24 protein-coding genes, 4 tRNA genes and 1 pseudogene are annotated in these 26,708 nt (G+C 67.5%); 6 read left to right on the forward strand and 23 right to left on the reverse strand.

Annotated features, from left to right (window positions below; all coding sequences use genetic code 11):
• Positions 1-5: 5 nt before the first annotated feature.
• The 17 genes and pseudogenes from rpoC to AB8619_RS16285 all read right to left on the reverse strand — a co-directional run bounded on the left by rpoC (position 6) and on the right by AB8619_RS16285 (position 17,163).
• Positions 6-3,932 (reverse strand): DNA-directed RNA polymerase subunit beta', encoded by a 3,927-nt coding sequence (gene rpoC, locus AB8619_RS16205; RefSeq protein ID WP_436793672.1) that lies wholly within the window; start codon positions 3,930-3,932, stop codon positions 6-8.
• A gap of 2 nt (positions 3,933-3,934) precedes the next feature.
• On the reverse strand, positions 3,935-7,510 hold the full coding sequence (rpoB, locus tag AB8619_RS16210; RefSeq protein ID WP_436793673.1) for a DNA-directed RNA polymerase subunit beta: 3,576 nt from the start codon (positions 7,508-7,510) through the stop codon (positions 3,935-3,937).
• A gap of 295 nt (positions 7,511-7,805) precedes the next feature.
• Positions 7,806-8,624 carry a DUF6159 family protein gene (locus AB8619_RS16215; RefSeq protein WP_436793674.1) on the reverse strand — a complete coding sequence of 273 codons (819 nt, stop codon included), beginning with the start codon at positions 8,622-8,624 and terminating at the stop codon, positions 7,806-7,808.
• A gap of 89 nt (positions 8,625-8,713) precedes the next feature.
• On the reverse strand, positions 8,714-9,091 hold the full coding sequence (rplL, locus tag AB8619_RS16220) for a 50S ribosomal protein L7/L12 (RefSeq protein WP_436793675.1): 378 nt from the start codon (positions 9,089-9,091) through the stop codon (positions 8,714-8,716).
• Between the two features lie 189 nt (positions 9,092-9,280).
• Positions 9,281-9,907: pseudogene (gene rplJ, locus AB8619_RS16225) on the reverse strand (50S ribosomal protein L10); the annotation flags it as partial.
• Between the two features lie 223 nt (positions 9,908-10,130).
• Positions 10,131-11,426: a M15 family metallopeptidase gene (locus tag AB8619_RS16230; protein WP_436793676.1), complete on the reverse strand. Its 1,296-nt coding sequence runs from the start codon at positions 11,424-11,426 to the stop codon at positions 10,131-10,133.
• Between the two features lie 28 nt (positions 11,427-11,454).
• Positions 11,455-12,159, reverse strand: coding sequence for a 50S ribosomal protein L1 (rplA, locus tag AB8619_RS16235; RefSeq protein WP_436793677.1), 705 nt, complete (start codon positions 12,157-12,159; stop codon positions 11,455-11,457).
• A gap of 130 nt (positions 12,160-12,289) precedes the next feature.
• Positions 12,290-12,718 (reverse strand): 50S ribosomal protein L11, encoded by a 429-nt coding sequence (rplK, locus tag AB8619_RS16240; RefSeq protein WP_436793678.1) that lies wholly within the window; start codon positions 12,716-12,718, stop codon positions 12,290-12,292.
• A gap of 45 nt (positions 12,719-12,763) precedes the next feature.
• Positions 12,764-13,522, reverse strand: coding sequence for a transcription termination/antitermination protein NusG (nusG, locus tag AB8619_RS16245; RefSeq protein ID WP_436793679.1), 759 nt, complete (start codon positions 13,520-13,522; stop codon positions 12,764-12,766).
• On the reverse strand, positions 13,519-13,821 hold the full coding sequence (secE, locus tag AB8619_RS16250; RefSeq protein ID WP_436793680.1) for a preprotein translocase subunit SecE: 303 nt from the start codon (positions 13,819-13,821) through the stop codon (positions 13,519-13,521). Before secE ends, nusG begins: the two co-directional genes overlap by 4 nt.
• Positions 13,822-13,853: 32 nt before the next feature.
• Positions 13,854-13,926 (reverse strand) — tRNA-Trp (locus tag AB8619_RS16255).
• Between the two features lie 84 nt (positions 13,927-14,010).
• Positions 14,011-14,388: a hypothetical protein gene (locus AB8619_RS16260; RefSeq protein WP_436793681.1), complete on the reverse strand. Its 378-nt coding sequence runs from the start codon at positions 14,386-14,388 to the stop codon at positions 14,011-14,013.
• Entirely contained in the window at positions 14,378-14,941 is a 564-nt protein-coding gene (locus AB8619_RS16265) for an RNA polymerase sigma factor (protein WP_436793682.1), read from the reverse strand. The genes AB8619_RS16260 and AB8619_RS16265 overlap by 11 nt, the downstream gene beginning before the upstream one ends.
• A 143-nt stretch (positions 14,942-15,084) precedes the next feature.
• Positions 15,085-16,272 (reverse strand): elongation factor Tu, encoded by a 1,188-nt coding sequence (gene tuf / locus AB8619_RS16270; RefSeq protein ID WP_436793662.1) that lies wholly within the window; start codon positions 16,270-16,272, stop codon positions 15,085-15,087.
• A gap of 50 nt (positions 16,273-16,322) precedes the next feature.
• Positions 16,323-16,396, reverse strand: a tRNA-Met gene (locus AB8619_RS16275).
• A gap of 62 nt (positions 16,397-16,458) precedes the next feature.
• Positions 16,459-16,531, reverse strand: a tRNA-Thr gene (locus AB8619_RS16280).
• Positions 16,522-17,163 (reverse strand): hypothetical protein, encoded by a 642-nt coding sequence (locus tag AB8619_RS16285; protein WP_436793683.1) that lies wholly within the window; start codon positions 17,161-17,163, stop codon positions 16,522-16,524. The genes AB8619_RS16280 and AB8619_RS16285 overlap by 10 nt, the downstream gene beginning before the upstream one ends.
• Positions 17,164-17,203: 40 nt before the next feature.
• Between AB8619_RS16285 and AB8619_RS16290 the strand changes: the two genes are divergently transcribed.
• Complete coding sequence (locus AB8619_RS16290; protein WP_436793684.1) at positions 17,204-18,007, forward strand: hypothetical protein; 804 nt, start codon at positions 17,204-17,206, stop codon at positions 18,005-18,007.
• Between the two features lie 80 nt (positions 18,008-18,087).
• Positions 18,088-18,600, forward strand: coding sequence for an N-acetyltransferase family protein (locus AB8619_RS16295; protein ID WP_436793685.1), 513 nt, complete (start codon positions 18,088-18,090; stop codon positions 18,598-18,600).
• An 88-nt stretch (positions 18,601-18,688) separates the two neighbouring features.
• Here AB8619_RS16295 and AB8619_RS16300 read toward each other — a convergent pair.
• Positions 18,689-18,771, reverse strand: a tRNA-Tyr gene (locus tag AB8619_RS16300).
• 66 nt (positions 18,772-18,837) lie between these two features.
• Here AB8619_RS16300 and AB8619_RS16305 point away from each other — a divergent pair.
• Complete coding sequence (locus AB8619_RS16305; RefSeq protein WP_436793686.1) at positions 18,838-19,329, forward strand: YajQ family cyclic di-GMP-binding protein; 492 nt, start codon at positions 18,838-18,840, stop codon at positions 19,327-19,329.
• 34 nt (positions 19,330-19,363) lie between these two features.
• On the opposite strand, the gene AB8619_RS16310 is transcribed toward AB8619_RS16305, so the two are convergent.
• Together AB8619_RS16310 and AB8619_RS16315 are read right to left on the reverse strand one after the other, a co-directional pair.
• Complete coding sequence (locus tag AB8619_RS16310; RefSeq protein ID WP_436793687.1) at positions 19,364-20,593, reverse strand: M23 family metallopeptidase; 1,230 nt, start codon at positions 20,591-20,593, stop codon at positions 19,364-19,366.
• A 60-nt stretch (positions 20,594-20,653) separates the two neighbouring features.
• Positions 20,654-21,502, reverse strand: a complete 849-nt coding sequence (locus AB8619_RS16315) for a zinc metalloprotease HtpX (RefSeq protein WP_436793688.1) — start codon at positions 21,500-21,502, stop codon at positions 20,654-20,656.
• Positions 21,503-21,614: 112 nt separating this feature from the next.
• On the opposite strand from AB8619_RS16315, the gene AB8619_RS16320 reads away from it, so the two are divergent.
• Positions 21,615-22,004: a response regulator gene (locus AB8619_RS16320; RefSeq protein WP_436793689.1), complete on the forward strand. Its 390-nt coding sequence runs from the start codon at positions 21,615-21,617 to the stop codon at positions 22,002-22,004.
• Between the two features lie 10 nt (positions 22,005-22,014).
• On the opposite strand, the gene AB8619_RS16325 is transcribed toward AB8619_RS16320, so the two are convergent.
• From AB8619_RS16325 to acs, 3 genes are read right to left on the reverse strand one after another with little or no spacing between them, the layout of a single operon-like run.
• Positions 22,015-22,515, reverse strand: a complete 501-nt coding sequence (locus tag AB8619_RS16325; protein ID WP_436793690.1) for a hypothetical protein — start codon at positions 22,513-22,515, stop codon at positions 22,015-22,017.
• Positions 22,512-23,159, reverse strand: a complete 648-nt coding sequence (locus AB8619_RS16330; RefSeq protein ID WP_436793691.1) for a CHRD domain-containing protein — start codon at positions 23,157-23,159, stop codon at positions 22,512-22,514. Before AB8619_RS16330 ends, AB8619_RS16325 begins: the two co-directional genes overlap by 4 nt.
• Before the next feature lies 1 nt (position 23,160).
• Positions 23,161-25,137, reverse strand: coding sequence for an acetate--CoA ligase (gene acs / locus AB8619_RS16335; RefSeq protein ID WP_436793692.1), 1,977 nt, complete (start codon positions 25,135-25,137; stop codon positions 23,161-23,163).
• A gap of 108 nt (positions 25,138-25,245) precedes the next feature.
• Here acs and AB8619_RS16340 point away from each other — a divergent pair, with 108 nt between their 5' ends.
• Entirely contained in the window at positions 25,246-26,043 is a 798-nt protein-coding gene (locus AB8619_RS16340; protein ID WP_436793693.1) for a TetR/AcrR family transcriptional regulator, read from the forward strand.
• Positions 26,040-26,699: a sterol desaturase family protein gene (locus AB8619_RS16345; RefSeq protein WP_436793694.1), complete on the forward strand. Its 660-nt coding sequence runs from the start codon at positions 26,040-26,042 to the stop codon at positions 26,697-26,699. Before AB8619_RS16340 ends, AB8619_RS16345 begins: the two co-directional genes overlap by 4 nt.
• Positions 26,700-26,708: the final 9 nt, after the last annotated feature.

Below are 26,708 nucleotides of genomic sequence, written 5' to 3' on the forward strand. Positions count from 1 at the left end.
GCGGGTCAGCCTGCGGCTTCGCCCGACTTGATGTCGATGACCTCGGCACCCGACTGGGAGTCGAACGCACCGGCGAGCATCGCTGCCGGGTCGTCGTCGTCCTGGTCGGACGACCAGCCCTCCATCTGCTTGTACTCGGGCGCCTCGGTGTCGACCTCGCGGTAGTCACCGTGCCCGGTACCGGCCGGGATGAGCTTGCCGATGATGATGTTCTCCTTGAGGCCGACGAGACCGTCGGACTTGGACTCGATCGCCGCTTCGGTGAGGACCCGGGTCGTCTCCTGGAAGGAGGCGGCCGAGAGCCACGAGTCGGTCGAGAGCGAGGCCTTGGTGATGCCCATGATCTCGTCACGAGCCTCGGCCGGCGTCTTGCCCTCGAGGATCAGCTGCTTGTTGACCTCGGTGTAGCGACGGCGGTCGATGCGCTCACCGGGGAGGAACGGCGAGTCGCCCGACTCGTTGATGTGGACCCGGCGGGTCATCTGTCGCACGATCAGTTCGATGTGCTTGTCGTGGATCGACACACCCTGATCCCGGTAGACCTTCTGGATCTCGTCGACCAGGTAGGTCTGCGTGTGACGCAGACCCTTGATCTCGAGGAGTTCCTTCGGATCGCGGGGACCTTCGACGATGGCGTCGCCGGCACGGATCTCCGCACCTTCGGCCACCTCGATGCGAGCACCGACGGGGATCGGGAAGCTGGCTTCCTCGCCGTCGTCGGTGACCACCAGGACCGTCTTGCCACGGCCTTCGTCCTCGAGGATCCGCACCACGCCGGACACGGTCGACATGGTCGCCTTGCCCTTCGGGGAGCGAGCCTCGAACAACTCGACGACGCGGGGCAGACCGCCGGCGATGTCGCCGCCGCTGCCGGTGACGCCACCGGTGTGGAAGGTACGCATGGTGAGCTGGGTACCCGGCTCACCGATCGACTGGGCAGCGATGACGCCCACGGCCTCGCCGCGTTCGATGGCGATACCGGTGGCCAACGACATGCCGTAGGCCAGGCCGGAGATTCCCTGCTCCGAGTCGTCGGTCAGGGGCGAGAGGACCCGCGCCCGGTCGACGTTCTCGTCGGCGATCATCTCCTGCATCATCTCCTGCGTGACCATGGTCCCGCGCTCGATGGTGCCGCTGGCCAAGGTGACGTCCTCCGCCAACACGCGACCGAGGATCTTGGTCTCCATGTAGAAGCGGCGGTTGGGCAGGTCGGGCTTGATGTTCTCGATCCAGATGGAGCGGATCGGGGTCCCGGTGCGCTCTGCACGGTCGAACGGGTCGTCGTCGTTGACGATCAGTTCCTGGGCGACGTCGACGAGACGGCGCGTCAGGTACCCCGAGTCGGCGGTACGGAGGGCGGTGTCGACCAGACCCTTCCGGGCGCCCGGCGTGGCGATGTAGTACTCGAGCATGTCGAGTCCCTCGCGGAAGTTCGACTTGATCGGGCGGGGGATCATGTCGCCACGAGGGTTGGCCACGAGGCCACGCATGCCCGCGATCTGGCGGACCTGCATCATGTTTCCTCGAGCGCCCGAGCCGACCATCATGTCGATCGGGTTGAACCGCTCCGCCTTGAGGCCGATCTCCATCTTGGCGCGTACCTCTTCGGTGGCGTTCGTCCAGATCTCGACCTCCTTCTGGCGGCGCTCACCGTCGGTGATGATGCCCCGACGGAACTGGGTCTCGACCTTGTCGGCCTCGGCCTCGTACTGGTCGAGGATGTCGCGCTTCTCCGGCGGCGTCTTGACGTCGTCGATGGAGATGGTGACGCCCGAGCGCATCGCGAACTTGAAGCAGAGGTCCTTGATGTTGTCGAGCGCCTCGGCCACCTCGGCCTTGGAGTAGTTCTTGGCCAGCTCGTCGACGATCGCCGAGAGCTCCTTCTTCGAGACACGCTCGTTGAGGAACTCGTAGCGCTCGGGGAGCGTCTCGTTGAACATGACGCGGCCGGGCGTCGTGGTGATCCACTCGGCCTTGCCCTCGTCGTCGCGTCCCACGCGGTACTGGATCTTGGTGTGCAACGTGATCTCGTCGGACTCGTAGGCCCGGTTGATCGTGTCGATGTCACCGAAGACCTGGCCTTCGCCCTTCTCGCCGTCCATGAGCGAGGTCAGGTAGAAGGCGCCGATCACCATGTCCTGGGTCGGCGTGACGAGCGGACGCCCGTTGGCCGGCGACAGGATGTTGTTGGCGCTGAGCATCAGCACGCGGGCCTCGGCCTGAGCCTCGGCCGACAGCGGCAGGTGCACGGCCATCTGATCGCCGTCGAAGTCGGCGTTGAACGCGGTGCAGACCAGCGGGTGGATCTGGATGGCCTTGCCCTCGACCAGCACCGGCTCGAAGGCCTGGATGCCCAGGCGGTGGAGCGTCGGGGCACGGTTGAGCATGACCGGGTGCTCCTTGATGACCTCTTCGAGGACATCCCACACCTGGGCACGACGGCGCTCGACCATGCGCTTGGCCGACTTGATGTTCTGCGCCAGCTCACGGTCGACGAGCGCCTTCATGACGAAGGGCTTGAACAGCTCGAGCGCCATCAGCTTGGGGAGGCCGCACTGGTGGAGACGCAGCGTCGGGCCGACCACGATGACCGAACGGCCCGAGTAGTCGACGCGCTTGCCGAGCAGGTTCTGACGGAACCGGCCCTGCTTGCCCTTCAACATGTCGGACAGCGACTTGAGGGCGCGGTTGCCGGGGCCCGTGACCGGGCGGCCACGACGACCGTTGTCGAACAGCGCGTCGACGGCCTCCTGGAGCATGCGCTTCTCGTTGTTCACGATGATCTCGGGCGCACCGAGATCGAGCAGACGCTTCAGGCGGTTGTTGCGGTTGATGACCCGGCGGTAGAGGTCGTTGAGGTCGGAGGTCGCGAAGCGGCCACCGTCGAGCTGGACCATCGGTCGCAGCTCGGGCGGGATCACCGGGACGACCTCGAGGATCATGGCGCCCGGGTCGTTGACCCGCTTGCCGTGCTCGTCGCGACGGTTGAAGGCCGCGACGATCTTGAGCCGCTTGATGGCCTTCTGCTTGCGCTGCTGGCTGAGCGGCTTCTGACCCTCGGGCGGGTTGATGTTGGTGGTGAGCTCGACCTCTTCGACGTCGAAGTCGATGCGGTCGATGAGACGACGCAGTGCGTCGGCGCCCATGCCACCTTCGAAGTAGTCGCCGTAGCGGTCGGTCAGCTCACGCCAGAGCATCTCGTCTTCGATGATCTTGCGGGAGTGCAGTTCCTTGAGCTCGTCGAAGGAACGCTGGAGCAGGTCCAGCTCGCCGTCGAACTGCTCGCGGATGATCGCGATGTCCTTCTCGGCGGCCTTGCGGCGGGCGTTGATGTCCTTGTCGGGAGCGCCGTCGTTCTCGAGGCCCTTGATCTCGCCCTCGAGCTCCTCGTAGCGGTCCGCGATCTCGACCTCGCGCTCCTTCTCGATGGCCTCTCGCTCACCGGCGAGCTCGGCCTCGATGTTGGGGAGGTCTTCGTGGAGCTTGTCGTGGTCGACCCAGGTGACCAGGTTCGCCGCGAAGTAGATGACCTTCTCGAGCTGCTTGGCCTTCAGCTCCTCGCGGGCTTCGGTGCCCGACAGGAGGTAGGCGAGCCACGAGCGGGTACCGCGCAGGTACCAGATGTGGACGACCGGGGCGGCCAGCTCGATGTGGCCCATGCGCTCGCGCCGGACCTTCGAACGGGTGACCTCGACGCCACAGCGCTCACAGATGATGCCCTTGAAACGGACACGCTTGTACTTGCCGCACGCGCACTCGAAGTCCTTGGTCGGACCGAAGATCTTCTCGCAGAAGAGTCCGTCCTTCTCGGGCTTGAGCGTCCGGTAGTTGATGGTCTCCGGCTTCTTGACCTCACCGTTGGACCACATGCGGATGGACTCCGCGGTGGCCAGCCCGATGCGGAGCTGATCGAAGTTGTTGACGTCAAGCATGTTCAGATCCTCTGCCGGCGGCGTTCGTCTTCTTCATCGGTGCCCTTTTCGGGGCGTGACAGGTCGATGCCGAGTTCCTCGGTCGTCCTGTAGAGGTCTTCGTCGAGCTCTCGCATCTCGATCTCCTCACCCGACTTGGCCAGTACCTCGACGTTGAGGCACAGCGCCTGCATCTCCTTGATGAGCACCTTGAAGGACTCGGGGATGCCGGGCTCGGGGATGTTCTCGCCCTTGACGATGGCTTCGTAGACCTTGACGCGACCCAGCACGTCGTCGGACTTGATGGTCAGCAGTTCCTGGAGGCAGTAGGCGGAGCCGTAGGCCTCGAGAGCCCACACCTCCATCTCGCCGAAGCGCTGGCCACCGAACTGGGCCTTACCGCCGAGAGGCTGCTGGGTGATCATCGAGTACGGGCCGGTGGACCGGGCGTGGATCTTGTCGTCCACCAGGTGGTGGAGCTTCAGGATGTACACGTAGCCGGTCGTGATCGGGTTGTCGTAGGGCTCGCCGGTGCGACCGTTGTAGAGGGTCTGCTTGCCGTCGCGGCCGATCAGACGAGTTCCCTCGGGAGTCTCCGGGTGGATGTTCTCGAGGATCTTCTGGATCGTGGCGTGCTTGCCCGCGTCCTCGACCTCGTCCCACTTCGCACCGTCGAACACCGGCGTGGCCACGTGGACCGACGGCTGGGTGTTGGTCCGGGTCGTGGTCTCGAAGTTGTAGGACGGCTGGTCGCCGACGTTGTTGCCGTCGGTCTCCCAACCCCACCGAGCGGCGTAGCCGAGGTGGGCCTCGAGGACCTGTCCCACGTTCATGCGGGACGGGACGCCGAGCGGGTTGAGGATGATGTCGACCTGCGTGCCGTCGGCCATGAAGGGCATGTCCTCGACCGGGAGGATCCGGCTGATGACGCCCTTGTTGCCGTGGCGGCCGGCGAGCTTGTCGCCCACGCTGATCTTGCGCTTCTGGCCGACGTAGACCCGGACGATCTGGTTGACGCCCGGCGGCAGCTCGTGGCCGTCGTCGCGGGACACGACCTTGATGTCGATGACCTTGCCCTCTTCGCCGTGCGGGACCTTGAGGCTGGTGTCGCGCACCTCACGGGCCTTCTCGCCGAAGATGGCGCGGAGCAGGCGCTCTTCCGGGGTCAGCTCCGTCTCGCCCTTGGGCGTGACCTTGCCGACGAGCACGTCGCCCGGGCCGACCTCGGCGCCGATGCGGATGATGCCGCGCTCGTCGAGGTCGCGGAGGATGTCCTCGGACAGGTTCGGGATGTCCCGGGTGATCTCTTCCGGGCCGAGCTTGGTGTCGCGGGCGTCGATCTCGTGCTCGTGGATGTGGATCGAGGTGAGCACGTCGTCGCGCACGAGGCGCTCGGAGAGGATGATGGCGTCCTCGAAGTTGTAGCCCTCCCACGGCATGAAGGCGACGAGCAGGTTCTTGCCCAGCGCCAGCTCACCGAGGTCGGTCGAGGGGCCGTCGGCGATCAGGTCGCCCTTCTTGAACTTGTCGCCGGGCGACACGCGGGCACGCTGGTTGATGCAGGTGTCCTGGTTCGAGCGCTCGAACTTGAGCAGCTTGAAGACCTTGCGACCCTCGTTCTTGTACTCGACGGTGATGTGGTCGCCGTCGGACTCGATGCACTCACCGTCGTCGGTGGCGATGATCGTGTCGGCGGCGTCGATCGCGCAGCGCTTCTCGATGCCGGTGCCGATGTAGGGGGCCTCGGCCCGCACCAACGGCACGGCCTGGCGCTGCATGTTGGCGCCCATGAGGGCACGGTTGGCGTCGTCGTGCTCGAGGAAGGGGATCAGCGCGGTGGCGACCGAGATGATCTGCTTCGGCGAGACGTCCATCATCTGGACCTCTTCGCCGGGCACGGTCGCGATCTCGGTGGTCGCACCGAAGAACACGTCACGCTCGAGCATGAGCTTGAGCTCGCCCAGCGTCGCGGCCTGCGGCGACTTCCGCACCAGGACCTTCTCGTTGACGAACGTCCTGTCGGGGTTCATCTTCGCGTTGGCCTGGGCGACGACGTAGTCCTCTTCCTCGTCAGCGGTGAGGTAGACGATGTCGTCGGTGACCTTGCCGTCGATGACCTTGCGGTACGGCGACTGGATGAAGCCGAACTCGTTGACCTTGGCGAAGGTGGCCAGGCCACCGATCAGGCCGATGTTCGGGCCCTCCGGCGTCTCGATCGGACACATGCGGCCGTAGTGGGAGAAGTGCACGTCTCGCACTTCGAAGCCGGCACGTTCGCGGGACAGACCGCCGGGGCCGAGCGCGGACAGGCGACGACGGTGCGTCAGGCCCGACAGCGGGTTGACCTGGTCCATGAACTGCGACAGCTGCGAAGTCCCGAAGAACTCCTTGATGGCCGCGACCACGGGGCGGATGTTGATGAGCGTCTGGGGCGTGATCGCCTCGACGTCCTGCGTCGTCATGCGCTCGCGCACGACCCGCTCCATCCGGGACAGGCCGATGCGGACCTGGTTCTGGATGAGCTCGCCGACGCTGCGGATGCGGCGGTTGGCGAAGTGGTCCTGGTCGTCGAGGCGGTACCCGGGCTCGGCCTGCACGAGGTTGAGCAGGTAGGTCATCGAGGCGAGGACCTCGCAACGCGACAGCACGGGCTGGTCGATCTCGGGGAGATCGAGCTCGATCATCGGGAACTTCTCGGCCAGCTTGCCGAGTTCCGGGCCGAGCTTGCGGTTGAGCTTGTAGCGACCGACGCGGCTCAGGTCGTAGCGCCGGTTCTCGAAGAACGCGGTGCGGAAGTAGTTGCGGGCCGAGTCGACCGACGGCGGCTCGCCGGGGCGAGCGCGCTTGTAGATCTCGACGAGGGCCTCGTCCTGGGTGGGCGCGACCTCGCGCTCCTTCTCCCACTGGTCCTCGAGGAAGTCGAACTCGCGGACGAAGGCCTCCATGAACCCGGGGGCGTTCTCCTCGTCGTAGCCGAGGGCCCGGAGGAGCACGAACAGCGAGAGGCGGCGCTTGCGAGCGACGCGGCAACCGGCGGTGACCGGCTTGCCGGGCTTCTGCTCGACGTCGAACTCGATCCACTCACCGCGGTACGGATGGATGGTGCCCGTGACCAGCTGGTGCTTGGAGAGGTTACGGAGACGGAACCGCTCACCGGGCTGGAAGATGACGCCCGGGCTGCGGACGAGCTGGGAGACGACGACACGCTCGGTGCCGTTGATGATGAACGTCCCACGGTCCGTCATCATCGGGAAGTCGCCCATGAAGACGGTCTGCTCTTTGATCTCACCGGTGCCGGCGTTCATGAACCGAGCGCGCACGAAGATCGGCGCCGCGTAGGTCATGTCCTTTTCCTTGCACTCCTCGACGGAGAACTTCGGATAGGGCTTGAGATCCTCGTCGAAGGGGTCGAACTCGAGCTCGAGCTGCAGCTGTTCGCTGTAGTCCTTGATCGGGCTCATGTCCCGGAACGTGTTCGCGAGACCCTCCTCCAGGAACCACTTGAAGGACTCACGCTGGATGGCGATGAGATCCGGGATCGGAAGGATTTCGTCGAGATTCGCGAACGAGTAGCGATCGCGGGACGCAGCGGACGTCACGGGTGGCCTCCTCAGAGGGCAGTGATGGTGTCGAGATCTGTGACCGGGAGTGCGAGCGCGCCGAAAACCGGGGGAAAACCGTCAGTCAGAAGATGGCAAGGACCCGGAGCGCACAAGACCCGTCCACCTTAGGGCGTCGCGGAAGTGAGAGCAACCCGACGTCGCGAACCAGAAAAGCCCGGTTTCGCGGGGGTTGCTCTCGATTTCCCCTCGCTCGTATCTGGCCCACCTGCGTGGACATCCGAGTGAGATCGCTCAGAGGGTAAGCGGAACCGAGGAATCCGTCAAGGATCGGTCAGCTGAACGAGGCGCGGAGACGAGTGGCGTCGAACTCGGCCGGGATGCTGCGGCCGGTGGCCTGGCGGTAGAGCGCGGTCTGGAAGATGCCGGTGAGGGTGGCGACGACCGCCGACACGGCGATGAACCAGACGACGGCCACCGCGACGGTGGCGACGGCCACGACGGTGCCGAGCGACGCGCCGATGAAGACCAGGGCGACGGCGGGGAGCACCAGGGCGATGTTGAGGAGGCCGAACCCGACGTTGGCGGTGACCTGTTCACCCCACGTGCGCTTCACGAGCGCCGACGAGCCCTTGATGCCGTCGACGGTGCCCACGCCCTCGATGACGATGACCGGCAGCACCAGGTAGGTCAGCACGCCCCAGGCGACGTCGCCGATCCAGGAGACGATGGCCCCGACGATGCCGCCGTTCTCGCGGATCGCCTGGAGGATCAGACCGATGGTGACCGAGATGGCGGCGAACCCGGCGACGGCGGGCCAGTGGCCCATCGATCCCCGGAGCGAGCCGCTGATGGTGGGGTCCCCGCCCTCCATGCGCATGTTGGCGCCGTGGATGACGGCGGCGCGCGAGAGGGTGAACACGGTGGCAACGGCGACGTAGCCCAGGAAGCCCAGGATGTAGCCCGCGGTGGGGACGGCGTTGTCCTCTCCCCCGCCGCCCAACATGGCGAGCACGGGACCGAAGAACAGCGCGCCCACGAGCAACGCGCTCAGGCCGCCGATGACCGGCAACCAGGCCAGCTCACGGTCCTTCTGCAGGACCGCCCACGACGACTTGGCGAGCGACCAGGCGTTGGAGATGCGCGAGAACATCCCGCGAGTGTACGGGCGCGAAACGGGTGCCGGCCCCACAGGACCGGCACCCGGATCAGTTCATGCGTTGCGGGCAGGCCCGCACGCCACTACTTGAGCTCGACGGAACCGCCGGCGCCTTCGATGGCTTCCTTGGCCTTCTCGGCGTCTTCCTTGCTGGCGTTCTCGAGCACGGTGCTGGGCGCGCCGTCGACGAGCTCCTTGGCCTCCTTGAGACCGAGGCTCGTGAGGGCACGCACCTCCTTGATGACGCCGATCTTCTTCTCGCCGGCGCTGGTGAGAACGACCTCGAACTCGGTCTTCTCTTCCTCGGCCTCGCCACCACCGGCGGCGGGGGCGGCACCGGCGACGGCCACGGGGGCCGCAGCGGTGACGCCGAACTTCTCTTCGAAGTCCGAGAGGAGCTCGCTGAGCTCCAGCACGGTCATGTTGGCGATGGCGTCGAGGATTTCGTCCTTGGTGGGCATGATTCAGCTCTCCTGGTCTTCGGTCGAGTCGGCAGCGTCATCGGCCGCAGGCTCTTCGGTCTTGTCGGTGGTCTCTTCGGTCGCTTCGGCTGTCTCGCCGGCGCCGTCTTCGTCGCTGCGCTCCTCGACAGCGCCCGTTGGCACGGAGCTGTCGTCAGCGTTCTGGTTGTCCGCCTCGCTGGCGCTCGGCTCGGACGTATCCTCAGAATCCTGAGAATCGGCTGCCGGGGTCTCGGCTGGCGTTTCCTCGGCCACGGGGGCACCGGGGGCGCCGCCTTGGTCGATGAGGGCCTTGAGTCCGTAGGCCATGTTGCGCGGAAGGGCCTGGAGCAGTCCGGCCATCTTCTGCATCGGGGCAGCCATGCCACCGGCGAGCCGAGCGAGGAGGACCTCACGCGGTTCGACGTCGGCGAGGGCGCGGGTGTCGTCGGCCGAGAGAAGATTCTCACCCAGGACACCGCCCTTGAGCACGAGCGCTGGGTTGTCCTTGCCGAAGTCCTTGAGGACCTTGGCGACGTCCACGGCGTCGCCGGGACTCCCATCGGGCTTGTCGGTCACGAATGCGAGCGCCGTCGGGCCGGTGAGCAGATCCTCGATCTCGAGGTTCAGTTCACGGGCCGCGAAGCGCACCAAGGTGTTCTTGTACACCTTGAAGTCGCCACCGATGTTGCGCAGCGACGAACGCAGTTCTGCGAGCTGGTCGACACTGAGACCGCGGTACTCGGTCAGGATCGTTGCGCTTGTTCCGTCGAGCCGCTCGCGGACTTCGTCGACCACGGCGACCTTCTCGGGTCGTGGGGTCTTGTCGTTGATCATCCTTGGGGACACCTCCTTCATCAGATCTCTTGGCTCGCACACATGCAGAGCCGGCAGAGCCGGACACAGAAGGTGTCGCCTCGTCGGGCGGAGTCACCCCGGTTCCCTCTCGGGCGGGTTCGTCCTTTCAGCGATCAGATCGCACCGGATGTCTGCGGCGAGCAGTTCGGTTGTTGAACGGGCCATGGTAGCGACGGGCCGCCGGGGCGCGTCAATCCGGCGGTCACGCCGGCCGGGCGACGAACTCGTAGTGACCGGGGTCCGGGTACTCCCACTCGCCGCCCCACGAGAACCCGCGCGAGGTCATGGCTTCGACCAGCGCCGGGTCCTGCGACGCGAAGGTGCCACGAGGATCGGCGCCGATGTTGAGGTCGAGGGCGAGCCCCCACGAGTGCCGCGAGAGACCCGAACCGGGAGCGATCCGGCGGGCGTACTGGCATCCGGCGTAGTTCTCGGCCTGGACGGTGTCGCCGCGGCCCGAGCGCTCGAGGTCCTCCATCGCCGCACGGACCATCGGGATGATCGTCCGGTGACACCGGATCCGACCCAGGAGCGGGACGGTCGTGGTCACGATGTTGGCCGACACCCACGCCGGGTCGATCTGGACGTCGCGGCCGCTCGTGTCGCGGAAGGTGAACTCGCCGAAGACCCGCTTGACCAGGGCTTGGGGCTCCACCCGATCGCCGTGGCGCAGCCAACGGGTCTGGTCGGAGCCCCGCAGACTCAGGAACTCGCCCGACGGGGTGCGGGCACGGATCGCGTCGAGCGTCGCCGACCGGTCGGAGTCGGCCACGAGCAGGAACCGCGCGTCGTCGATCCCGAGACGGCCGGCGTCGTCGCGGTGGACGATCGCCTCGGCTCCGCCACCGGACTCGTCGGCCACGATTCCGGTCACCGTCACGTCGCCGCCGGCGAAGCGGAGCACGCCACCGACGCCGATCCGACGGATGATCGCCGACGACTCGGTGAGCACCGCCCCTCCCGGCGTGAGACGGCGGAGTGTCGCTGCGTCGCCCGACGGCTGGAACGCTGCGTAGGTCCCGGGGTCGACGGCGAACGCGTCGATCGGGAACGCCCAGCCGTCCCGGGTCCGGTCGACGGGCGATCCGTCGGCGGCATCCGTCCCCACCAGGCGGAGGAGATCACCGAGCACGACCGTGCTCGCCGTGACCTGCGGGATCGCCTGCACGTCGGTGGCGAAGCCCGGTGGGAGCCCGCCGGAGGTCCACACCAGCAACGTCGTGCCGTCGGCGCTGACCGCCGGGGCGGGCGACGAGGTCGGCAGCGGCGGAGCGGTCGTGGTGACCGTCGGCGCCGGTTCGGCCACCGAGGTCGTGGTCGTCGACGACGTGGTGGTGGTGGTGGTGGTCGGCTCGGGACGGACCGTGGTGGTCACGTCGGGAGATCGCTCGGCGACGAGGCCGGCGTCGTCGGGGAGCGAACGGACCGCGACGATGCCGCAGGCCACCGCGACGATGCACGCCACGGCCAGAACTGCGCTGGTGCGTCGACCCCCCATCGGGGCCGACGCTACCCAGCGGAACGGATCAGTCGTCCTCGGTTCGCTTCAGGCGGGCCGGGTCGATGCGGATGCCGGGGCCCATGGTGGAGCTGACGCCGACACGGCGGAAGTAGCGACCCTTGGCCGAGGCCGGGCGCACCCGCTGGAGCTCCTCGACGATGGCCCAGAAGTTCACCTTCAGCGCAGCAGGCTCGAAGCTCGTCTTGCCGATGGGCACGTGGATGTTGCCGTAGCGGTCGGTGCGGTACTCGACCTTGCCGCCCTTGAACTCCTCGACGGCCTTGGCGACGTCGGTGGTCACGGTGCCGGTCTTCGGGTTCGGCATGAGGCCACGGGGGCCGAGCACTCGGCCGAGCTTGCCCACGGTCGGCATCATGTCGGGGCTGGCGATGGCGACGTCGAAGTCGGTCATGCCACCTTCGACGAGTTCGGCGAGGTCGTCGCCACCGACGTGATCGGCACCGGCGGCGCGAGCAGCCTCGGCCAGTTCACCCTGGGCGAACACGGCGACCTTGACGTCCTTGCCCGTGCCCGAGGGCAGGGCAACGGTGCCACGGACGATCTGGTCGGCCTTGCGGGGATCGACGCCGAGGCGGGCCACGAAGTCGACGGTCTCGTCGAACTTGGCGCCGGCGATCGCCTTGCAGAGTTCGAGCGCCTCGTCGGGGCCGTGATCGGCTTCCTCGTCGTAGCGCTTCAGGGCGTCGGTGTATCGCTTTCCTTGAGCCATGGCTCCGTCCTTTCGGGACTACCTCACAAGTGATGGCGTCATCTCCGGCGAGGTGCTCCGGAGCGAGTGGCAGTGTCTAGACCAAAATCCCGTTGGTGGCTCACACCTGGTGTGAGCGGGCAACGGGATTTCAGCCGCGGATCTTGATGCCCATCGAGCGGGCGGTGCCGGCGACCTGGAGCTTGGCGGCCTCGAGGTCGTAGGCGTTGAGGTCGGGCATCTTGGTCTGGGCGATCTCGGTGACCTGCGCGTCGGTGACCGTGCCGGCCTCTTCGGTGCCCGGGTTGTTGGCAGCCTTGTCGATGCCCGCAGCGGCGCGGAGCAGGACGGGCGTGGGCGGCGTCTTGGTGACGAACGAGAACGTGCGGTCCTCGAAGATCGTGATGTCGACCGGGATGATCGTGCCGCGTTGGGCTTCGGTCTGTGCGTTGTAGGCCTTGCAGAAATCCATGATCGCCACGCCGTGCGGACCGAGCGCGGTACCGACGGGCGGGGCAGGACTGGCCTGACCGGCGGGGATCTGGATCTTGACGACAGCCGCGACCTTTTTCTTGGCCATGGGACTTCTACTCCTGATGCGTTCTGGGCGACTGAACAGTCTGCCCTAAAGCTTCGCGACCTGCGAAAACTCGAGTTCGACCGGGGTTTCCCGGCCGAAGATGTTGACGAGGACCTTGACCTTGAGCTGCTCGGCGTTGAGCTCGATGACCTCGCCGGAGAAGTCGGCGAAGGGTCCGTCCTTGACGCGCACCGTCTCGCCCATCTCGTACTGCATGCGCGGCTTGATCTTGGCGGCGGCGACCTCGCGGTCCTCGTCCTTGATGCCGAGGAAGTTCTCGACGTCCTTGCGACGCAGCGGCGACGGCTTGGCGCCGGCCCCCACGAAGCCGGTGACACCGGGAGTGTTGCGGATGACGTACCAGGAGTCGTCGTCGAGGCGGCACCGCACGAGCAGGTAGCCGGGGAACATCTTCTTCTGGACGACGACGCGCTTGCCGTTCTTGACCTCGACGGTGTCCTCGAGGGGGATGGCGACCTCGAAGATGCTGCCTTCCATGTTCATGGAAGCGGTGCGGGCCTCGAGGTTCGACTTGACCTTCTTCTCGTAGCCCGACTGGGTGTGGACGACGTACCACTTGCCGGGACGGTCGTACGGGCTGATCACCGGTTCGGGCTCGGGCTCGACGAGGTCCTCGGCGTCGACGACGCCGGGCTCGGGGTCCTTCTCGTACTGGAGGCCGGCGACGGGCGCCGCGGGAGCGGGCTCGTCGATCGGCGTCGCTTCGTCGGTGGTGTCGGTGGCGGCAGCGGTGTCGGACACGGCTGGCTCCTCTGCGTCGGGGGCGGGCGTGGTGTCGCTCATCGTTCGAACAGCTTCAGCACTGCTTCGCCGAGGACATAGTCGAGACCGGCGATGATGGCCGTGAGGAGCACGATGCCCAACAGGACGACGACGGAGTAGTTGGCGACCTCGGTACGGGAGGGCCAGGCGACCTTGCGGAGCTCGCCCCGGACCTCACGCACGAACTGGACCGGACCGGTGCGGTCGGCCTTGGGTACCGGTCCTTTCGGCTGCTGACGCGCGCCACGGACGGGTTCTCCCGCCTCGTTGAGCTGGCCCTGCTTCTTGAGCAGGCGCTTCTGTTCTCGGTTCATTGCCATGTGGGTGTGAACCCCGTGTCGCGTTTCAGGAGCAGGGCAGGAGGGAGTCGAACCCCCAACCGCCGGTTTTGGAGACCGGTGCTCTGCCAGTTGAGCTACTGCCCTCGGCGGTTGCCGGAACCGTAGACGCTAGCGGCGTCGTCGTACACCCGGCGATTCGCGACCCTGGGGATCCCGGATCGTCCAGACTCAGCCGACGAGCTTGAGTCGCTTGCTCCGGCTGGCGAGGACGATGGCGCCGGCGGCGCCGGCGGCGGTCGCGGCGGCGATCCCGCCGATGTAGGCGGCTCGGCGGCCGTGCAGCGCCGCCCGGATGGCGTGACGCTCCCCGGCGTGTTCGAGGCCGGCCAGGATCTCGGGCAGGAGCCCGGGCGCCGGCTGGAGGACCTCGGTCCGGAGGCTGCGCAAGGAACGCAGCAGCTTGCGGTACTGCACGAGGTCGGCCTGACAGCGCAGGCACGCCTCGACATGGGCCCGGGTCGCGTTCGACAGCGGGGCGTGGCCCTCGGCGGCGTCGCTGAGTTCCGCGGCGACGTCGTGGCAGTGGATGCCGGAGTCAGCTTGCACGGTCGACCTCCCCTCGGCGGGGGAACAGGCGTTCCTTGAGCTGGAGGCGGGCCCGGTGCAGGCGCACCTTCGCGGCGGTCTCGCTGATGCCCAGTTCGGCGGCGATGTCCTCGTGCGGGAGCTCGTAGACGTCGCGCAGCAGGACCACGGCCCGCAGCTTCGGCGACAGCTCGTCGAGTGCCTCCGACAGATCGTGTCGCAGCGCCATGGCATCGGCCTGGGCGGCCGGATCACGTGCGAGATCGGTGTCCTCGACCGTCTCGGGGAGTTCGTCGTGACGGTGCTTCTGGCGCTTGCCCATGAGCGTGTTCGCGCAGTTCGCGGTGATGCGGTACATCCAGGTGGTGAACTGAGCGTCACCCCGGAACCGCTTCAGGCCCTTGAAGGCCCGCAGGTAGGCGTCCTGCACCACGTCTCGCGCATCCTCCTCGTTGCCGCAGAGGCGATACGCCAAGGTGTACGTGTCGGCATGTGTTCGGCGAACCAGCTCGTCGAACGCCGCTCGATCACCCTCCTGGGCTCGAGCGACCAGCTCGTGCATCTCGGTCGTCATCGCAGGCATTCCGACCCCCCGAGGGTTCCATGGGTTACTTCACAGAGTACGCCGGGAACGCGGAAGAGCCGCCCCATCGGGGCGGCCCTTCTCGTGCGAGTCGACGATCCCGGACCGCCGCAGGGCGGCTGACCGGTTCGCCACTACTTGAGGATCTTGGTGACCCGGCCGGCGCCGACGGTGCGGCCACCCTCACGGATGGCGAAGCGAAGACCTTCGTCCATGGCGATCGGGTTGATCAGCTCGACCGTCATGTCGGTGTTGTCACCAGGCATGCACATCTCGGTGCCCTCGGGCAGCTCGACCGAACCAGTGATGTCGGTCGTCCGGAAGAAGAACTGCGGGCGGTAGTTGGAGAAGAACGGCTTGTGACGGCCACCCTCGTCCTTGGTCAGCACGTACACCGTCGCCTCGAACGAGGTGTGCGGCGTGATCGAACCGGGCTTGCACAGCACCTGGCCACGCTCGACACCGTCCTTCTCGATACCGCGGAGCAGAGCGCCGATGTTGTCGCCGGCCTGACCCTGATCGAGCAACTTGCGGAACATCTCCACACCCGTGCACGTCGTCTTCGTCGTGTCACGAATACCGACGATCTCCAGATCGTCACCCACATGCACGATGCCCTGCTCGACCTTGCCGGTCACGACCGTGCCACGACCCTGAATCGAGAACACGTCCTCGATCGGCATCAGGAACGGCTTGTCCAGATCACGCTCGGGCTCGGGGACGAACTCGTCCACCGCAGCCATCAACGCCATGACCTGATCGCCAGCAGCCTCGTCACCCTCGAGCGCCTTCAACGCCGACACCGGCATCACCGGAGCGTTGTCGCCGTCGAAGTCCTGGTCGGCCAGCAGCTCGCGGACCTCCATCTCGACCAACTCGAGGAGCTCCTCGTCATCGACCATGTCGACCTTGTTCAACGCGACCACGATCGCCGGAACACCGACCTGGCGAGCCAACAGCACGTGCTCACGCGTCTGGGGCATCGGACCATCGGTCGCCGCGACCACCAGGATCGCACCATCGACCTGGGCCGCGCCCGTGATCATGTTCTTGATGTAATCCGCGTGACCCGGCATGTCGACGTGCGCGTAATGCCGATTGTCGGTCTCGTACTCGATGTGCGCAACGTTGATCGTGATCCCACGCTCACGCTCTTCCGGCGCCTTGTCGATCATGTCGAAGTTGGTGACGTTGTTGCCCTCGACCCGCTCCGACAACACCCGCGAGATCGCCGCGGTCAACGTCGTCTTCCCATGATCGATGTGACCCATCGTCCCGATGTTCACATGCGGCTTGGTCCGGTCGAACTTCTCCTTGGCCATGGGAATTGCGTCCTTCTCGAGATCTCTGGTGATTGGGTGGGAATGCTGTGTGGCGACGGGCGGAATCGAACCGCCGACACCGCGATTATGAGCCGCGTGCTCTAACCATCTGAGCTACGTCGCCGGGTTGCACTTGTCTGGCCATTGGTGTCTCCACCCCGCCGGAACGGCCGGGTGGAGATGCCGAGCCCCGTGTCGGAATCGAACCGACGACACCAGCCTTACCATGGCTGTGCTCTGCCGACTGAGCTAACGGGGCAACTCGCCACAGCTCCATCCCGCGCGACTGCACGGTCCAGTTCTGGTGCGGCGAGGGAGTCTACGCAGCCGTCCCGGTGGCGCAAAGATCGATGCGATGTCTTCGGCGGGCCGATGTGCACGAGACCGCTCAAGCAGAGGCCCGAACGCGCCGATACCTGCGGCGTGCAACTGGAACGACTGGTCATCGACTCGGGTGGGCACACGTTCACCGCCGACTTCCATCCACGCTTCACCGTGATCGGTGGGCTGGAACACGCAGCGCGCGCCGCGCTCGCCGGCGAGGTCATCGACTCCCTCGGCGGAGCGAAGCCAGGCGTCCACCTCGAACTGCAGACCGGCGACCGGTCGCTCACGGTCTTCCGGCCGGCGGGCGGACGCCACCGGGTGATCGACACCGGGTCCGTCGACGACGTGACCACCGAGTTCCTGGGCAGCGACGGGTCGATCGACCTCTTCGCCTCGCTCGGCGTCGACCGACCGCTGGCCCAACGGGCGATCCGCCTCAACAGCGACGATCTGGTCCTGCGCGGCGCCACCGACGAGTACGTGAGCCGGCTCGCGGCCGCCGACCAGGAGGCGCTGTGGGAGACCGCGATGCGTCTCAAGTCGGCGAACCAGCTGTTGGAGCACGTGTCGGCTTCGTCGGGGGCGTCCGCGACCGACGTTCGAGTTGCTCGATGCCGTCGAGCAGAAGCACGCCGACCTGGTCAAGGCCACCGAGAACTACGACAAGATCCGCCTCGTGAGCCTGACCGTGGCGGACATCGGCGCCATCGTCGGTCTGGCCCTCGCGTTCTCCGACAAGACCGCATCGGCTCTGCCCTTCCTCCTCATGGCGGTCGCCGGCGTCGTGCTCGCCCTGTACTTCCGTCGCAACGTCTCCCGCGCCGAGGACGCCGAACGCAACGCCCTGTCGTTCGCCGGAGCCGAGGACTACACGTCGTTCCACGTCGAGCGGGTGAGTGCCCTGCTCGACAGCGATGCGGAACGGCGCCGGTTCATGGAAGCCGTGTCGGGCCACCGCAAGGCCAGCGAGGACTGGAAGGCCATCGCCGGCGACATCTCGCTGACGTTCGCGCTGGAACACACCGACCAGATCCGTCTGTCGGCCGAGGTCCAACACGGGGTGCGCTCGCTCCAGCACCTTTCGGAGACCGCTCCCGTCGTGTCGGCCGACACCACCGCCGAACTCGCGCAGGCGCTGCTGAACCGGATCGAGGCCGTCCGAGCGTTGACGCCGGGAGCCGAGGTGCTCCCGATGGTCGTCGACGACGCGTTCGTCGATCTCGAGCCCACCGTGAAGCCGATGCTCCTCGACATGTTGTCGGCGTCGGCCGGTGCACCGCAGGTGATCCTGCTGACCGCCGACGAGGACGTGATCTCGTGGGCCCGCATGGAGGCGATGACCGGCCAGGTCGCCGTCGTCGAGCCCACGGTGACCGCCAACGCCACGCCGTCGACCGCCACGGCCTGAGTTCCCGAGCGGGGCGCCGGGCCCGATCGCCGACGACAACGGTCTGGCGGTCGGGTCTCCGGTGACGCCACCATGAGGCCGTGCCCAGCGATCCGGAGTCCGAGGTGGTGACGATCCGGCCGGCGACGATCGACGATGCGGAGGCGACCGCGGCGATCTACAACGTCGAGGTCACCGGCTCCGATGTCACCTTCGACCTGGTCCCACGATCGGTCGAGGACCAGCGGGCGTGGTTGGGCGAACGTTCCGGCGCGCTCGAGGTGATCGTGGCCGAGGTCGAGGGTCGCATCGCCGGGTTCGCATCGCTCTCGACGTACCGCGAGCGGGCCGCCTACCGGGGCACGGTCGAGGACTCGGTCTACGTCGCGACCGACGCCCGTGGGCGTGGGGTCGGTCGGGTACTGCTCCACGGGATCGTCGACGTGGCGACCGCCCGCGGGTTCCACACCGTCATGGCCCGGATCGTCGGCGGCCACGACGCGTCGATCGCCCTGCACCGTGGGGCCGGGTTCGACCACGTCGGCGTCGAACGCGAGGTCGGCCGCAAGTTCGGCCGCTGGCTCGACGTCGTCGTCATGCAGAAACTGCTCTGAGCACGACGCCGCCGGCGTGCGGGCGCGGACCAATGCGAAGCATTGGTCAACGAATCCGCAAGGCCCCTCGGGGCCTGGAGGATTCGCGTGGGCCGGGTTGGATTTGAACCAACGTAGGCAGATGCCGACAGGTTTACAGCCTGTTCCCTTTGGCCACTCGGGCACCGACCCGGGAGGTCGACAATGTAGCGGGCGTCCCGGACCCCGACCCAGCCCGATCACCTAGATTGCCGGGCCATGCCCAGCTTCGACGTCGTCTCCGAGTTCGATCTCCAGGAGGTCCGCAACGCCGTGGACCAGGCCGCCCGTGAGGCCGCCACCCGCTACGACTTCAAGGGAACGGGCTCGTCGGTCGAGCTCCAGGGCGACTCGGCGATCACGATCGAGTCCGAGAGCGAGGACCGCCTCCACGCTCTCCGCCAGGTCCTCGAGGAGAAGCTCGTGAAGCGCAGCGTCAGCTTGAAGGTGCTCGATCCCGGCGACGTCGAGGAGGCCTCGGGTGCACGAGCCCGTCAGCAGATCGCCCTCCGGGCCGGGATCTCGTCGGACAAGGCCCGCGAACTCAACAAGGCGATCAAGGAACTGGGCATCAAGGGCATCCAGTCGCAGACCCAGGGGGAACAGCTCCGGGTCATCGGCAAGAAGCGCGATGCACTCCAGGACGTGATCTCCGCGCTGCGTGAGGGCGACTTCGGCATCCCCCTGCAGTTCGAGAACTTCCGCGACTGAGCCGCCCGTCGGTCCCGCCCGGGACCGCATCGCTTCAGCGGGAAGCGGTCTCGGACATCTGGTGCGACGCCGCGAACGGGCCGAGTGCGAGGTGCACCAGCTTCATCGTGCGCTCACGGACCAGGCGTTCGGCCGTGGCGCGTGATGCGGCGGCCTGCCAGTCGATGCTGGCGGCGAGGTGTTGCGCCTCGGTCTCGGCGACCGACACGCCACCGCCCGACGGGTTGCCGGAGGCCTGGTAGAGCACCTCGGTCGACACCGCGCCCGGCGCGGTCCGGTCGGTCAGCGGGCGGAGCAACGACGTGGCGAGCATCGATCGGGGGGTGCGCGGGGCCGTCGTCGGGGCGTCGCCGCGCTCGGCGGCCTGTTCGGCCCGGACCGACTCGATGATCCCCGGCAGTGCGTCGAGGGCATCGGCGATGAATCCGTCGAGGATCGGCTTGGGGTCGGTGGGTCCGCCGCCCTGGGGGTAGATGCCGATGTGCAGGTGCGGTGACCCGCCCTTGGCGTTGCCCGAGTCACCCACGAAGCCGACGATGTCGCCGGTCGCCACCGTCATCCCGTTGGTGAAGTCGTCGGGCAGGGCCGAGAGGTGCGCGTAGTAGAAGTACGTGCCGTCGGGCATGGTGATCTTGACGCTGAGTCCGCCGAGCTCGCTGCTCTTGGAGGTGGCGATGCCGTCGACGGTTGCTCGCAGGGGCGTCCCGAACGGGGCGAACACGTCGGTGCCGTGGTGGAAGCGGAAACCCGGGCCGTAGCGGGGGAAGAGCCAGTCGTGGGAGTAGTTGGCGACGCCGGCGATCGGGAAGCGACCGAAGCCGATGCGGATCGCCTCCTCGTTGGTCAGACCGAGCTCGACGAGCTCCTGGACGCCGTCGTAGAGCGCCTGCGTGTTGTTGGGGGCCGTCCGCGGCACGGCGTCGATGATCCGCTGTGCGTCGGACGGCACGACACGGGGGATGGGGCCGTCGGCCTCGGCTCCTTCGCCGTCGCCGCCCTCACCGTGCTCGGGCGGGGTGGCGGTCGTCGTCGGCGGGGCCGTGGTCGAGGGCGGCGCCGTGGTCGACGTGGTCGACGGCGGCTGCGTGGTGGAGGTCGTCGGCAACAGCGTGGTCGGTGCCGCGGTGGTCGACGAGGTGGACGTCGACGAGGTCGAACCAGCCCCTTCGAAGATCTGGGCACGGGACGGCGCGGCGAACACCAGGAGGCCGATGCACGCGGCCGCGACGACGAGCGTCAGGTGGGTTCGGCGGACGAGATGCATCCGTGGTGAGTTCGGCACGGAGGGTGAGGATCCCTGCCCAGGATCCGGGACGGAACACGATCACCGCCAGGCGTCGGAGCGGAGACGGGTGATCCGGTCGGCGGTCGAGGGGTGCGTGCGGAAGAGGTTGGCGAACTGGGCCCGGTTCCCGGTGAGCGGATTGACGATGTAGGCGCTGGCCTGGGCCGGGTTCACGTCCATCGGCACCCGTTGCGAGTAGGACTCGAGCTTCTCGAGCGCACGAGCGAGCGGTTCGCCCGATCCGATCAGCTGCGCGGCGCTGCGATCGGCACCGAACTCGCGGCTCCGACTGATGGCCATCTGGAGGAGGCCGGCGGCGACGGGGGCGAGCAGTGCCGTCGCGATGAGCGCGATCGGGTTGTTGTCGTCGTCGTTGCGGGCGCCCCCGAACATCGCCCCCCACATCGCCATGCGGGCGATGAACGTGATCCCCATCGCGATCGCCGCGGCGACCGACCCGATCAGGATGTCGCGGTTGCGGACGTGGGAGAGTTCGTGGGCGAGGACTCCGCGGATCTCGTCCCAGCTGAGCGTCTGCACGAGCCCGTGGGTGATCGCGACCGCAGCGTTGGCCGGACCCCGTCCGGTGGCGAAGGCGTTCGGTTGCTGGTCCGGGGTGATGTAGAGCGCCGGCATGGGCATCCCGGCCAACTGCGTGAGCTCCCGCATGGTGGCGTGGTACTCGGGGAACTGCGCTTCGGAGGCCGGCACGGCTCGCGCCGCCTTGATGGCCAGCTTGTCGGAGAACCAGTACGAGCTCCCGACGAACACCAGCCCGATGACGAGGCCGATGAGTGCTCCGCTTCCCCCGGCGATGCCGCCGCCGATGAGGACGAGGAGACCACCGAGTCCTGCGAGCAGGACTGCGGTCTTGGCCGTGTTGTGCATGTTCCCTTCCCTGGAGTCCGACGGTGCACGAAGCGCAGCGTTCGTTGGTTGCAACGTCTCGGCGGCGCCGGCAGTTCCCACAGGCGAGAACACAGGGACACGTGAGCGAGGCATGCTGATCGCCGTGTCTCCGCTTCCCCGGGTCCTCTACGTCGAGGACGAGCGACCGTTGCACGGCCTCATCGAGTTCTGGCTCACCGAGGCCGGCTTCACGGTCGAACTCGCCCTCGACGGTGCCGAGGCGCTCGCGATGATCCGCGACGATCCGCCCGACCTGGTCATCACCGACGCGATGATGCCCAACCTGAGCGGCGACGAACTGGTCGAGATCCTCAAGTCGGATCCCGACCTCGCGCAGATCCCCGTGGTCATGGCCACCGCCGCCGCCAGCCCGTTCCGCGTTCAGAAGATGCTCGAGCGCGGCTGCACCGCGGTCCTCCGCAAGCCCCTCGACGAGCAGTCGTTCGTCCGAGCCGCCCTGGACGCGCTGGGGCTGGACTGAGCAAGCAAGATCACGTGTGGTAGCCGCTGTGGATGTAGACGCAGGGCACGCCTTCGCTGTGGAACATGTCGACGTTGCGCTGGTCGTCCTCGAACGCGAGGCGCAGATCGAACCCGAAGGCTCGTAGCTCCTGGGTGGTCAGGCGCTTGAAGTGTGGGGCGGCCATGTAGTCGCCCCAGTCGCGCATGATCAGCAGGTCCCACCGGAGCCCGTAGCGATCGAGCCAACGCAGTGTCTGGGGCTGGACTCGGATCGGGCGGGCCGTGAGCAACACGATGCGCAGCTCGGGGTCGAGGCAGTCGAGCAGCCGGGCGACCTCGTCGATGAGCGCATCGTCGCCACACTCCTCGAAGAACGACTCCCAGTCGCGGCGCGGCCATTCGAGGTAGTGCTGACGACGGGTCGCATCGGACAGCACGCCGTCCATGTCGAAGACGACGGTCTCGCCCGGGTCGACCGGCCCGTCACGCCAGCACCAGTTGTCGGGATCGACCCAGCGGCGTTCGCTCACGACAGGGTGAGGTCGAAGATGCTCGACAGTTCGAGTTGGCCGCGGATGGCGCCGCCGCCGAAGTCGGCGGTGTGGATGTTGGCGTAGAACGCGTCGGGGGCGTCGATGACCTCGGCCACCAGGTCGTCGGCCACGGTGACGCAGACGTCGGTCCAGGTGTCGGTGTCGCCGTCGGTCGAGGTGGGCTTCCCGATGGGGATCACCACGTCGCCGCTGCTGCCCGCCGGACCGAAGTGGATGTGCGAGTCGGTGACCGCGGCGCTCAGGCCGGTGGCCTCCATGTCGAGACACCACTCTCCGGCGACTGCGGACTCGATCTCGACGCGCCCGGATGCGCCGTCGTCGCCGGGTCCTGGTACCTCGGTGTCGCCGGCGAGGTCGGCGACGAAGACCAGTGGGTCTCCCCGACCGTCGTCATCGCCGGGATCGTCGGGCAACTCGTCGTCGGCCGGGACGTCGGCGGGTGTGGTGGTCGTCGTCTCGTCGGGTGGAGCAGTCGTCGTCGTGTCGTCGACGGCGACCGGGGTGTCCTCGGTCGTCGAGGTCGGCGCCGCGTCGTCCGCGGCATCGTCGCCGCACGCGGCGGTGCCCGCGGCGAGGACCGCCGCGATGGCAACGGCACGGAGGGCGTTCTGCCGGCGCACGTCAGTCCTCGTCGCTGCCGGCGGCGCGGCTGGTGATCTCGTCGACGACGCTCGCGTCGGCGAGCGTCGTGGTGTCGCCCAGGTCGCGTCCCTCGGCCACGTCGCGCAGAAGCCGTCGCATGATCTTCCCCGAACGGGTCTTGGGGAGCTCGGGGACGAGGATGACCGTGCGGGGCTTGGCGATCGGACCGATCTCCTTCGACACGTGCTCGCGCAGGGTCTCGCCGAGGCCCTCCTCGTCCATGTCGCCGCGGAGGATCACGTAGGCGATGGGGATCTGGCCTGTCGTCGCATCGGTGGCGCCGACGACCGCGGCCTCGGCCACGGACGGATGGCTCACGAGCGCGGATTCGATCTCGGTGGTCGACAAGCGGTGGCCGGAGACGTTCATCACGTCGTCGACGCGGCCGAGGACCCACAGGTAGCCGTCGGGGTCGATCTTGGCGCCGTCGCCGGCGAAGTAGCGGCCCTCGAAGCGCGACCAGTAGGTCTCGCGGTAGCGCTCGTCGTCGCCCCAGATGCCGCGGAGCATCGACGGCCAGGGCTTGGTGATCGTCAGGTAGCCGCCGCCCTCGGCGACCGGGTTGCCTTCGTCGTCGACCAGTTCGGCCGAGATGCCCGGCAGCGGGTGGGTCGCCGTGCCCGGACGGGTCGTCGTGACGCCGGGCAGCGGGCTGATCATGATGCCGCCCGTCTCGGTCTGCCACCAGGTGTCGACGATCGGGCAACGCTCGCCGCCGATGACCTCGTGGTACCACATCCACGCTTCGGGATTGATCGGCTCGCCGACCGTGCCGAGCTGCTTCAGGCTGGACAGATCGTGGCCGTCGGGCTCCTGGCGACCCCACTTCATGAACGTCCGGATGGCCGTGGGCGCCGTGTAGAACTTGGTCACGCCGTAGCGCTCGATGATGTCCCAGAGTCGGTCGTTGCCCGGATGGTTGGGCACGCCCTCGTACATCACGCTCGTGCACCCGTTGGTCAGCGGGCCGTAGACGATGTAGCTGTGTCCGGTGACCCAACCGATGTCGGCCGCGCACCAGTAGACGTCGGTCTCGGGGTGGATGTCGAAGACGTACTTGTGGGTGAAGGCGACCTGCGTGAGGTAGCCGCCCGTCGTGTGCATGATGCCCTTGGGCTTGCCGGTCGTGCCCGACGTGTAGAGCAGGTAGAGCAGGTCCTCGCTGTCCATCTCCTCGGCCGGGCAGTCGGCGCTGGCCGACTGCATGAGGTCGTGCCACCAGTGGTCACGACCCTCGACCATCGCCGGAGCGGTGTCGCATCGGTTGACCACGACGACGGCTTCGATGGAGGTGGTGTCGGCGACGGCGACGTCTGCGGCCGGCTTGAGCGTGGCGGGGACGCCGCGTCGGTAGCCGGCGTCCGCGGTGATGAGGACCTTGGCCTCGGCGTCGTTGATCCGGTCGGCGAGGGCGTTGGACGAGAACCCGCCGAAGACCACCGAGTGCGGGGCCCCGATGCGGGCGCAGGCCAACATCGCGATCGGCAGTTCGGGGATCATCGGCATGTAGAGACACACCCGGTCGCCCTTGCCCACGCCGAGGTCCTTCAACACGTTGGCGAACCGGCACACGTCGTCGAGCAACTGTGCGTAGGTGAACGTGCGGGTGTCGCCGGGTTCGCCCTCCCAGTGGTACGCCACCTTGTCGCCACGGCCGGCCTCGACGTGACGGTCGAGGCAGTTCTCGGCGATGTTGAGCGATCCACCCACGAACCACTTGGCGTACGGGAGGTCCCACTCGAGACCCGTGTCCCAGTCCTTGCGCCACGTGACGAGTTCACGTGCCTGGCGCTCCCAGAAGGCCACCGGGTCGGCGTCGGCCTCGTCGTAGAGCGACCGGTCGTTGGTGAGCGCCTGCGCCGCAAAGTCGGCAGGTGGAGCGAAGGTCCTGGTCTCGGCCCCGAGGGCCTCGATGGCTGGGTTGCCAGCGTGATCCGGATTGGTGGTCTCGCTCATGGGTGACTCCCCCGTCAGGTCTGGGTTCGTGGGCTGCGACGGCGACCATAACGCGGGCGCCGACGACGGCGACTTGACACAAACCTGAACCTCGTTCATTCTTTGAACATGGTTCAACTGGCCAGCGTCCCCGCCGGCGATCCGCACGACGACCCGGACAGCGACTCCGGCCCGGTCGGCGCTCGTGAGCGCAACCGGCTGGCGCGCCACCGCGAGTACCTGCGGGCCGCGCTCCACCTGGTGTTCGAGGAGGGCCTCGACGCACTGACCATGCAGCGGCTGGCCACCGAGGTCGGCGCATCGGTCGGCAGCGTCTACACGTACTTCCCGTCGAAGGGCGCGCTCCTCGCCGAGGTCCAACGTGAGGCCATCGAGCGTCTCGCCGCGTCGGCGCTGGTGCTCTCCGGCGACGTCGACCGTGTGGTCGCCGGCCGCTCCGCCGACGTCGCTCACCTGGCACCGATCGTCGCCTTCGGCCGGTTCTGGCTCACGGCATCAGCCACCTACCCCGAAGAGATGCAGTTGCTGATGCTGCTGTTGTCCGACGTCAGCGAGACCGTCCCCGCCGAGGAGGGCGGCCGCGTCGTCCCTGCGGCCCTTCGCCTGTTGGGCCTGGCCGAGGCACGGCTCTCGGCGGCCACCCACGCCCACCACCTCGACGACGGCGACGCATGGTCCCGCACCATCGCCCTCGCTGCGTCGCTCACCGGCTGCGTGCAGTTGGCGGTGGTGGAGCGCTGGGACCCCGATCTGCTCAGCCCCGGTGCTGCCGGCCGCACCGTCCTCGACGCACTCCTGCTCGGTTGGGGCGCCGACCCCGCAGCGCTCGGCGATGCCCACCTCGTGGTCGACGAGCTCGCCACCACTCCCCTCGCCCGACCCCTTCCCGACGGAGGCACCGCATGATCCCCCTCACCACTCCCGACCTCGGCGTCGCGCTGTTCGCCGCGATGCCCGTCGGCGTCGCCCTGTGGTCGTTCATGGAGTACGCGCTCCACCGCTTCGCCTTCCACGAGGCCAAGGGCGCCAACTACGGCTCGCGCGAGCACCTCCGCCACCACGGCTCCGAGGACACGGTGCTCGAGTCGTGGTACCTCTCCTGGGCCGGTGTCCTCGCCTTGTCGTTGCTGGGACTGCCCGGCCTCGGCGACCTCGTGGGCCTCCGCTCCGCTGGCTGGGGCGTCGGTCTCGGGTACCTCGTCGGCTATGCGTTCTACGACCTGGTCCACTGGCGGGCCCATCGCCGGGCGATCCCTGCCGGCTGGTTCGGCCGCTACGAGGCATCGGTCCGTCGTCACCACTTCATCCACCACTTCCAGGCACCGATGCAGAACCACGGCGTGACGTCACCGTTCTGGGACCACGTCTTCGGCACTCACGTCGAGGTCGACAAGGTCCTGGTCCCCCGGCGGTTGGCGATGCGCTGGCTGGTCGACGACGACGGCGAGATCCGTCCCGAGTACGCAGCGACCTACGAGATCCGGGGCGCGCTGAAGCTCGACGAGGATCAACGCACGATCGATCGCAAGCGCGCATTCCAGAACCTGGCGCCGATCAGCTGACAGACTCCC

Origin of the sequence: Actinospongiicola halichondriae (assembly GCF_049103745.1) — a bacterium.
Classification (GTDB): domain Bacteria; phylum Actinomycetota; class Acidimicrobiia; order Acidimicrobiales; family Salinilacustritrichaceae; genus Salinilacustrithrix; species Salinilacustrithrix halichondriae.

What these genes read in the sequence shown, in the direction of transcription:
- rpoC (WP_436793672.1), bottom strand. Translation starts at nt 3,932, where the DNA reads ATGCTTGACGTCAACAACTTCGATCAGCTCCGCATCGGGCTGGCCACC.
- AB8619_RS16215 (WP_436793674.1), bottom strand. Translation starts at nt 8,624, where the DNA reads ATGTTCTCGCGCATCTCCAACGCCTGGTCGCTCGCCAAGTCGTCGTGG.
- rplL (WP_436793675.1), bottom strand. Translation starts at nt 9,091, where the DNA reads ATGCCCACCAAGGACGAAATCCTCGACGCCATCGCCAACATGACCGTG.
- AB8619_RS16230 (WP_436793676.1), bottom strand. Translation starts at nt 11,426, where the DNA reads ATGGGGGGTCGACGCACCAGCGCAGTTCTGGCCGTGGCGTGCATCGTC.
- rplA (WP_436793677.1), bottom strand. Translation starts at nt 12,159, where the DNA reads ATGGCTCAAGGAAAGCGATACACCGACGCCCTGAAGCGCTACGACGAG.
- rplK (WP_436793678.1), bottom strand. Translation starts at nt 12,718, where the DNA reads ATGGCCAAGAAAAAGGTCGCGGCTGTCGTCAAGATCCAGATCCCCGCC.
- nusG (WP_436793679.1), bottom strand. Translation starts at nt 13,522, where the DNA reads ATGAGCGACACCACGCCCGCCCCCGACGCAGAGGAGCCAGCCGTGTCC.
- secE (WP_436793680.1), bottom strand. Translation starts at nt 13,821, where the DNA reads ATGGCAATGAACCGAGAACAGAAGCGCCTGCTCAAGAAGCAGGGCCAG.
- AB8619_RS16265 (WP_436793682.1), bottom strand. Translation starts at nt 14,941, where the DNA reads ATGACGACCGAGATGCACGAGCTGGTCGCTCGAGCCCAGGAGGGTGAT.
- tuf (WP_436793662.1), bottom strand. Translation starts at nt 16,272, where the DNA reads ATGGCCAAGGAGAAGTTCGACCGGACCAAGCCGCATGTGAACATCGGG.
- AB8619_RS16305 (WP_436793686.1), top strand. Translation starts at nt 18,838, where the DNA reads ATGCCCAGCTTCGACGTCGTCTCCGAGTTCGATCTCCAGGAGGTCCGC.
- AB8619_RS16310 (WP_436793687.1), bottom strand. Translation starts at nt 20,593, where the DNA reads ATGCATCTCGTCCGCCGAACCCACCTGACGCTCGTCGTCGCGGCCGCG.
- AB8619_RS16315 (WP_436793688.1), bottom strand. Translation starts at nt 21,502, where the DNA reads ATGCACAACACGGCCAAGACCGCAGTCCTGCTCGCAGGACTCGGTGGT.
- AB8619_RS16320 (WP_436793689.1), top strand. Translation starts at nt 21,615, where the DNA reads ATGCTGATCGCCGTGTCTCCGCTTCCCCGGGTCCTCTACGTCGAGGAC.
- acs (WP_436793692.1), bottom strand. Translation starts at nt 25,137, where the DNA reads ATGAGCGAGACCACCAATCCGGATCACGCTGGCAACCCAGCCATCGAG.
- AB8619_RS16340 (WP_436793693.1), top strand. Translation starts at nt 25,246, where the DNA reads ATGGTTCAACTGGCCAGCGTCCCCGCCGGCGATCCGCACGACGACCCG.
- AB8619_RS16345 (WP_436793694.1), top strand. Translation starts at nt 26,040, where the DNA reads ATGATCCCCCTCACCACTCCCGACCTCGGCGTCGCGCTGTTCGCCGCG.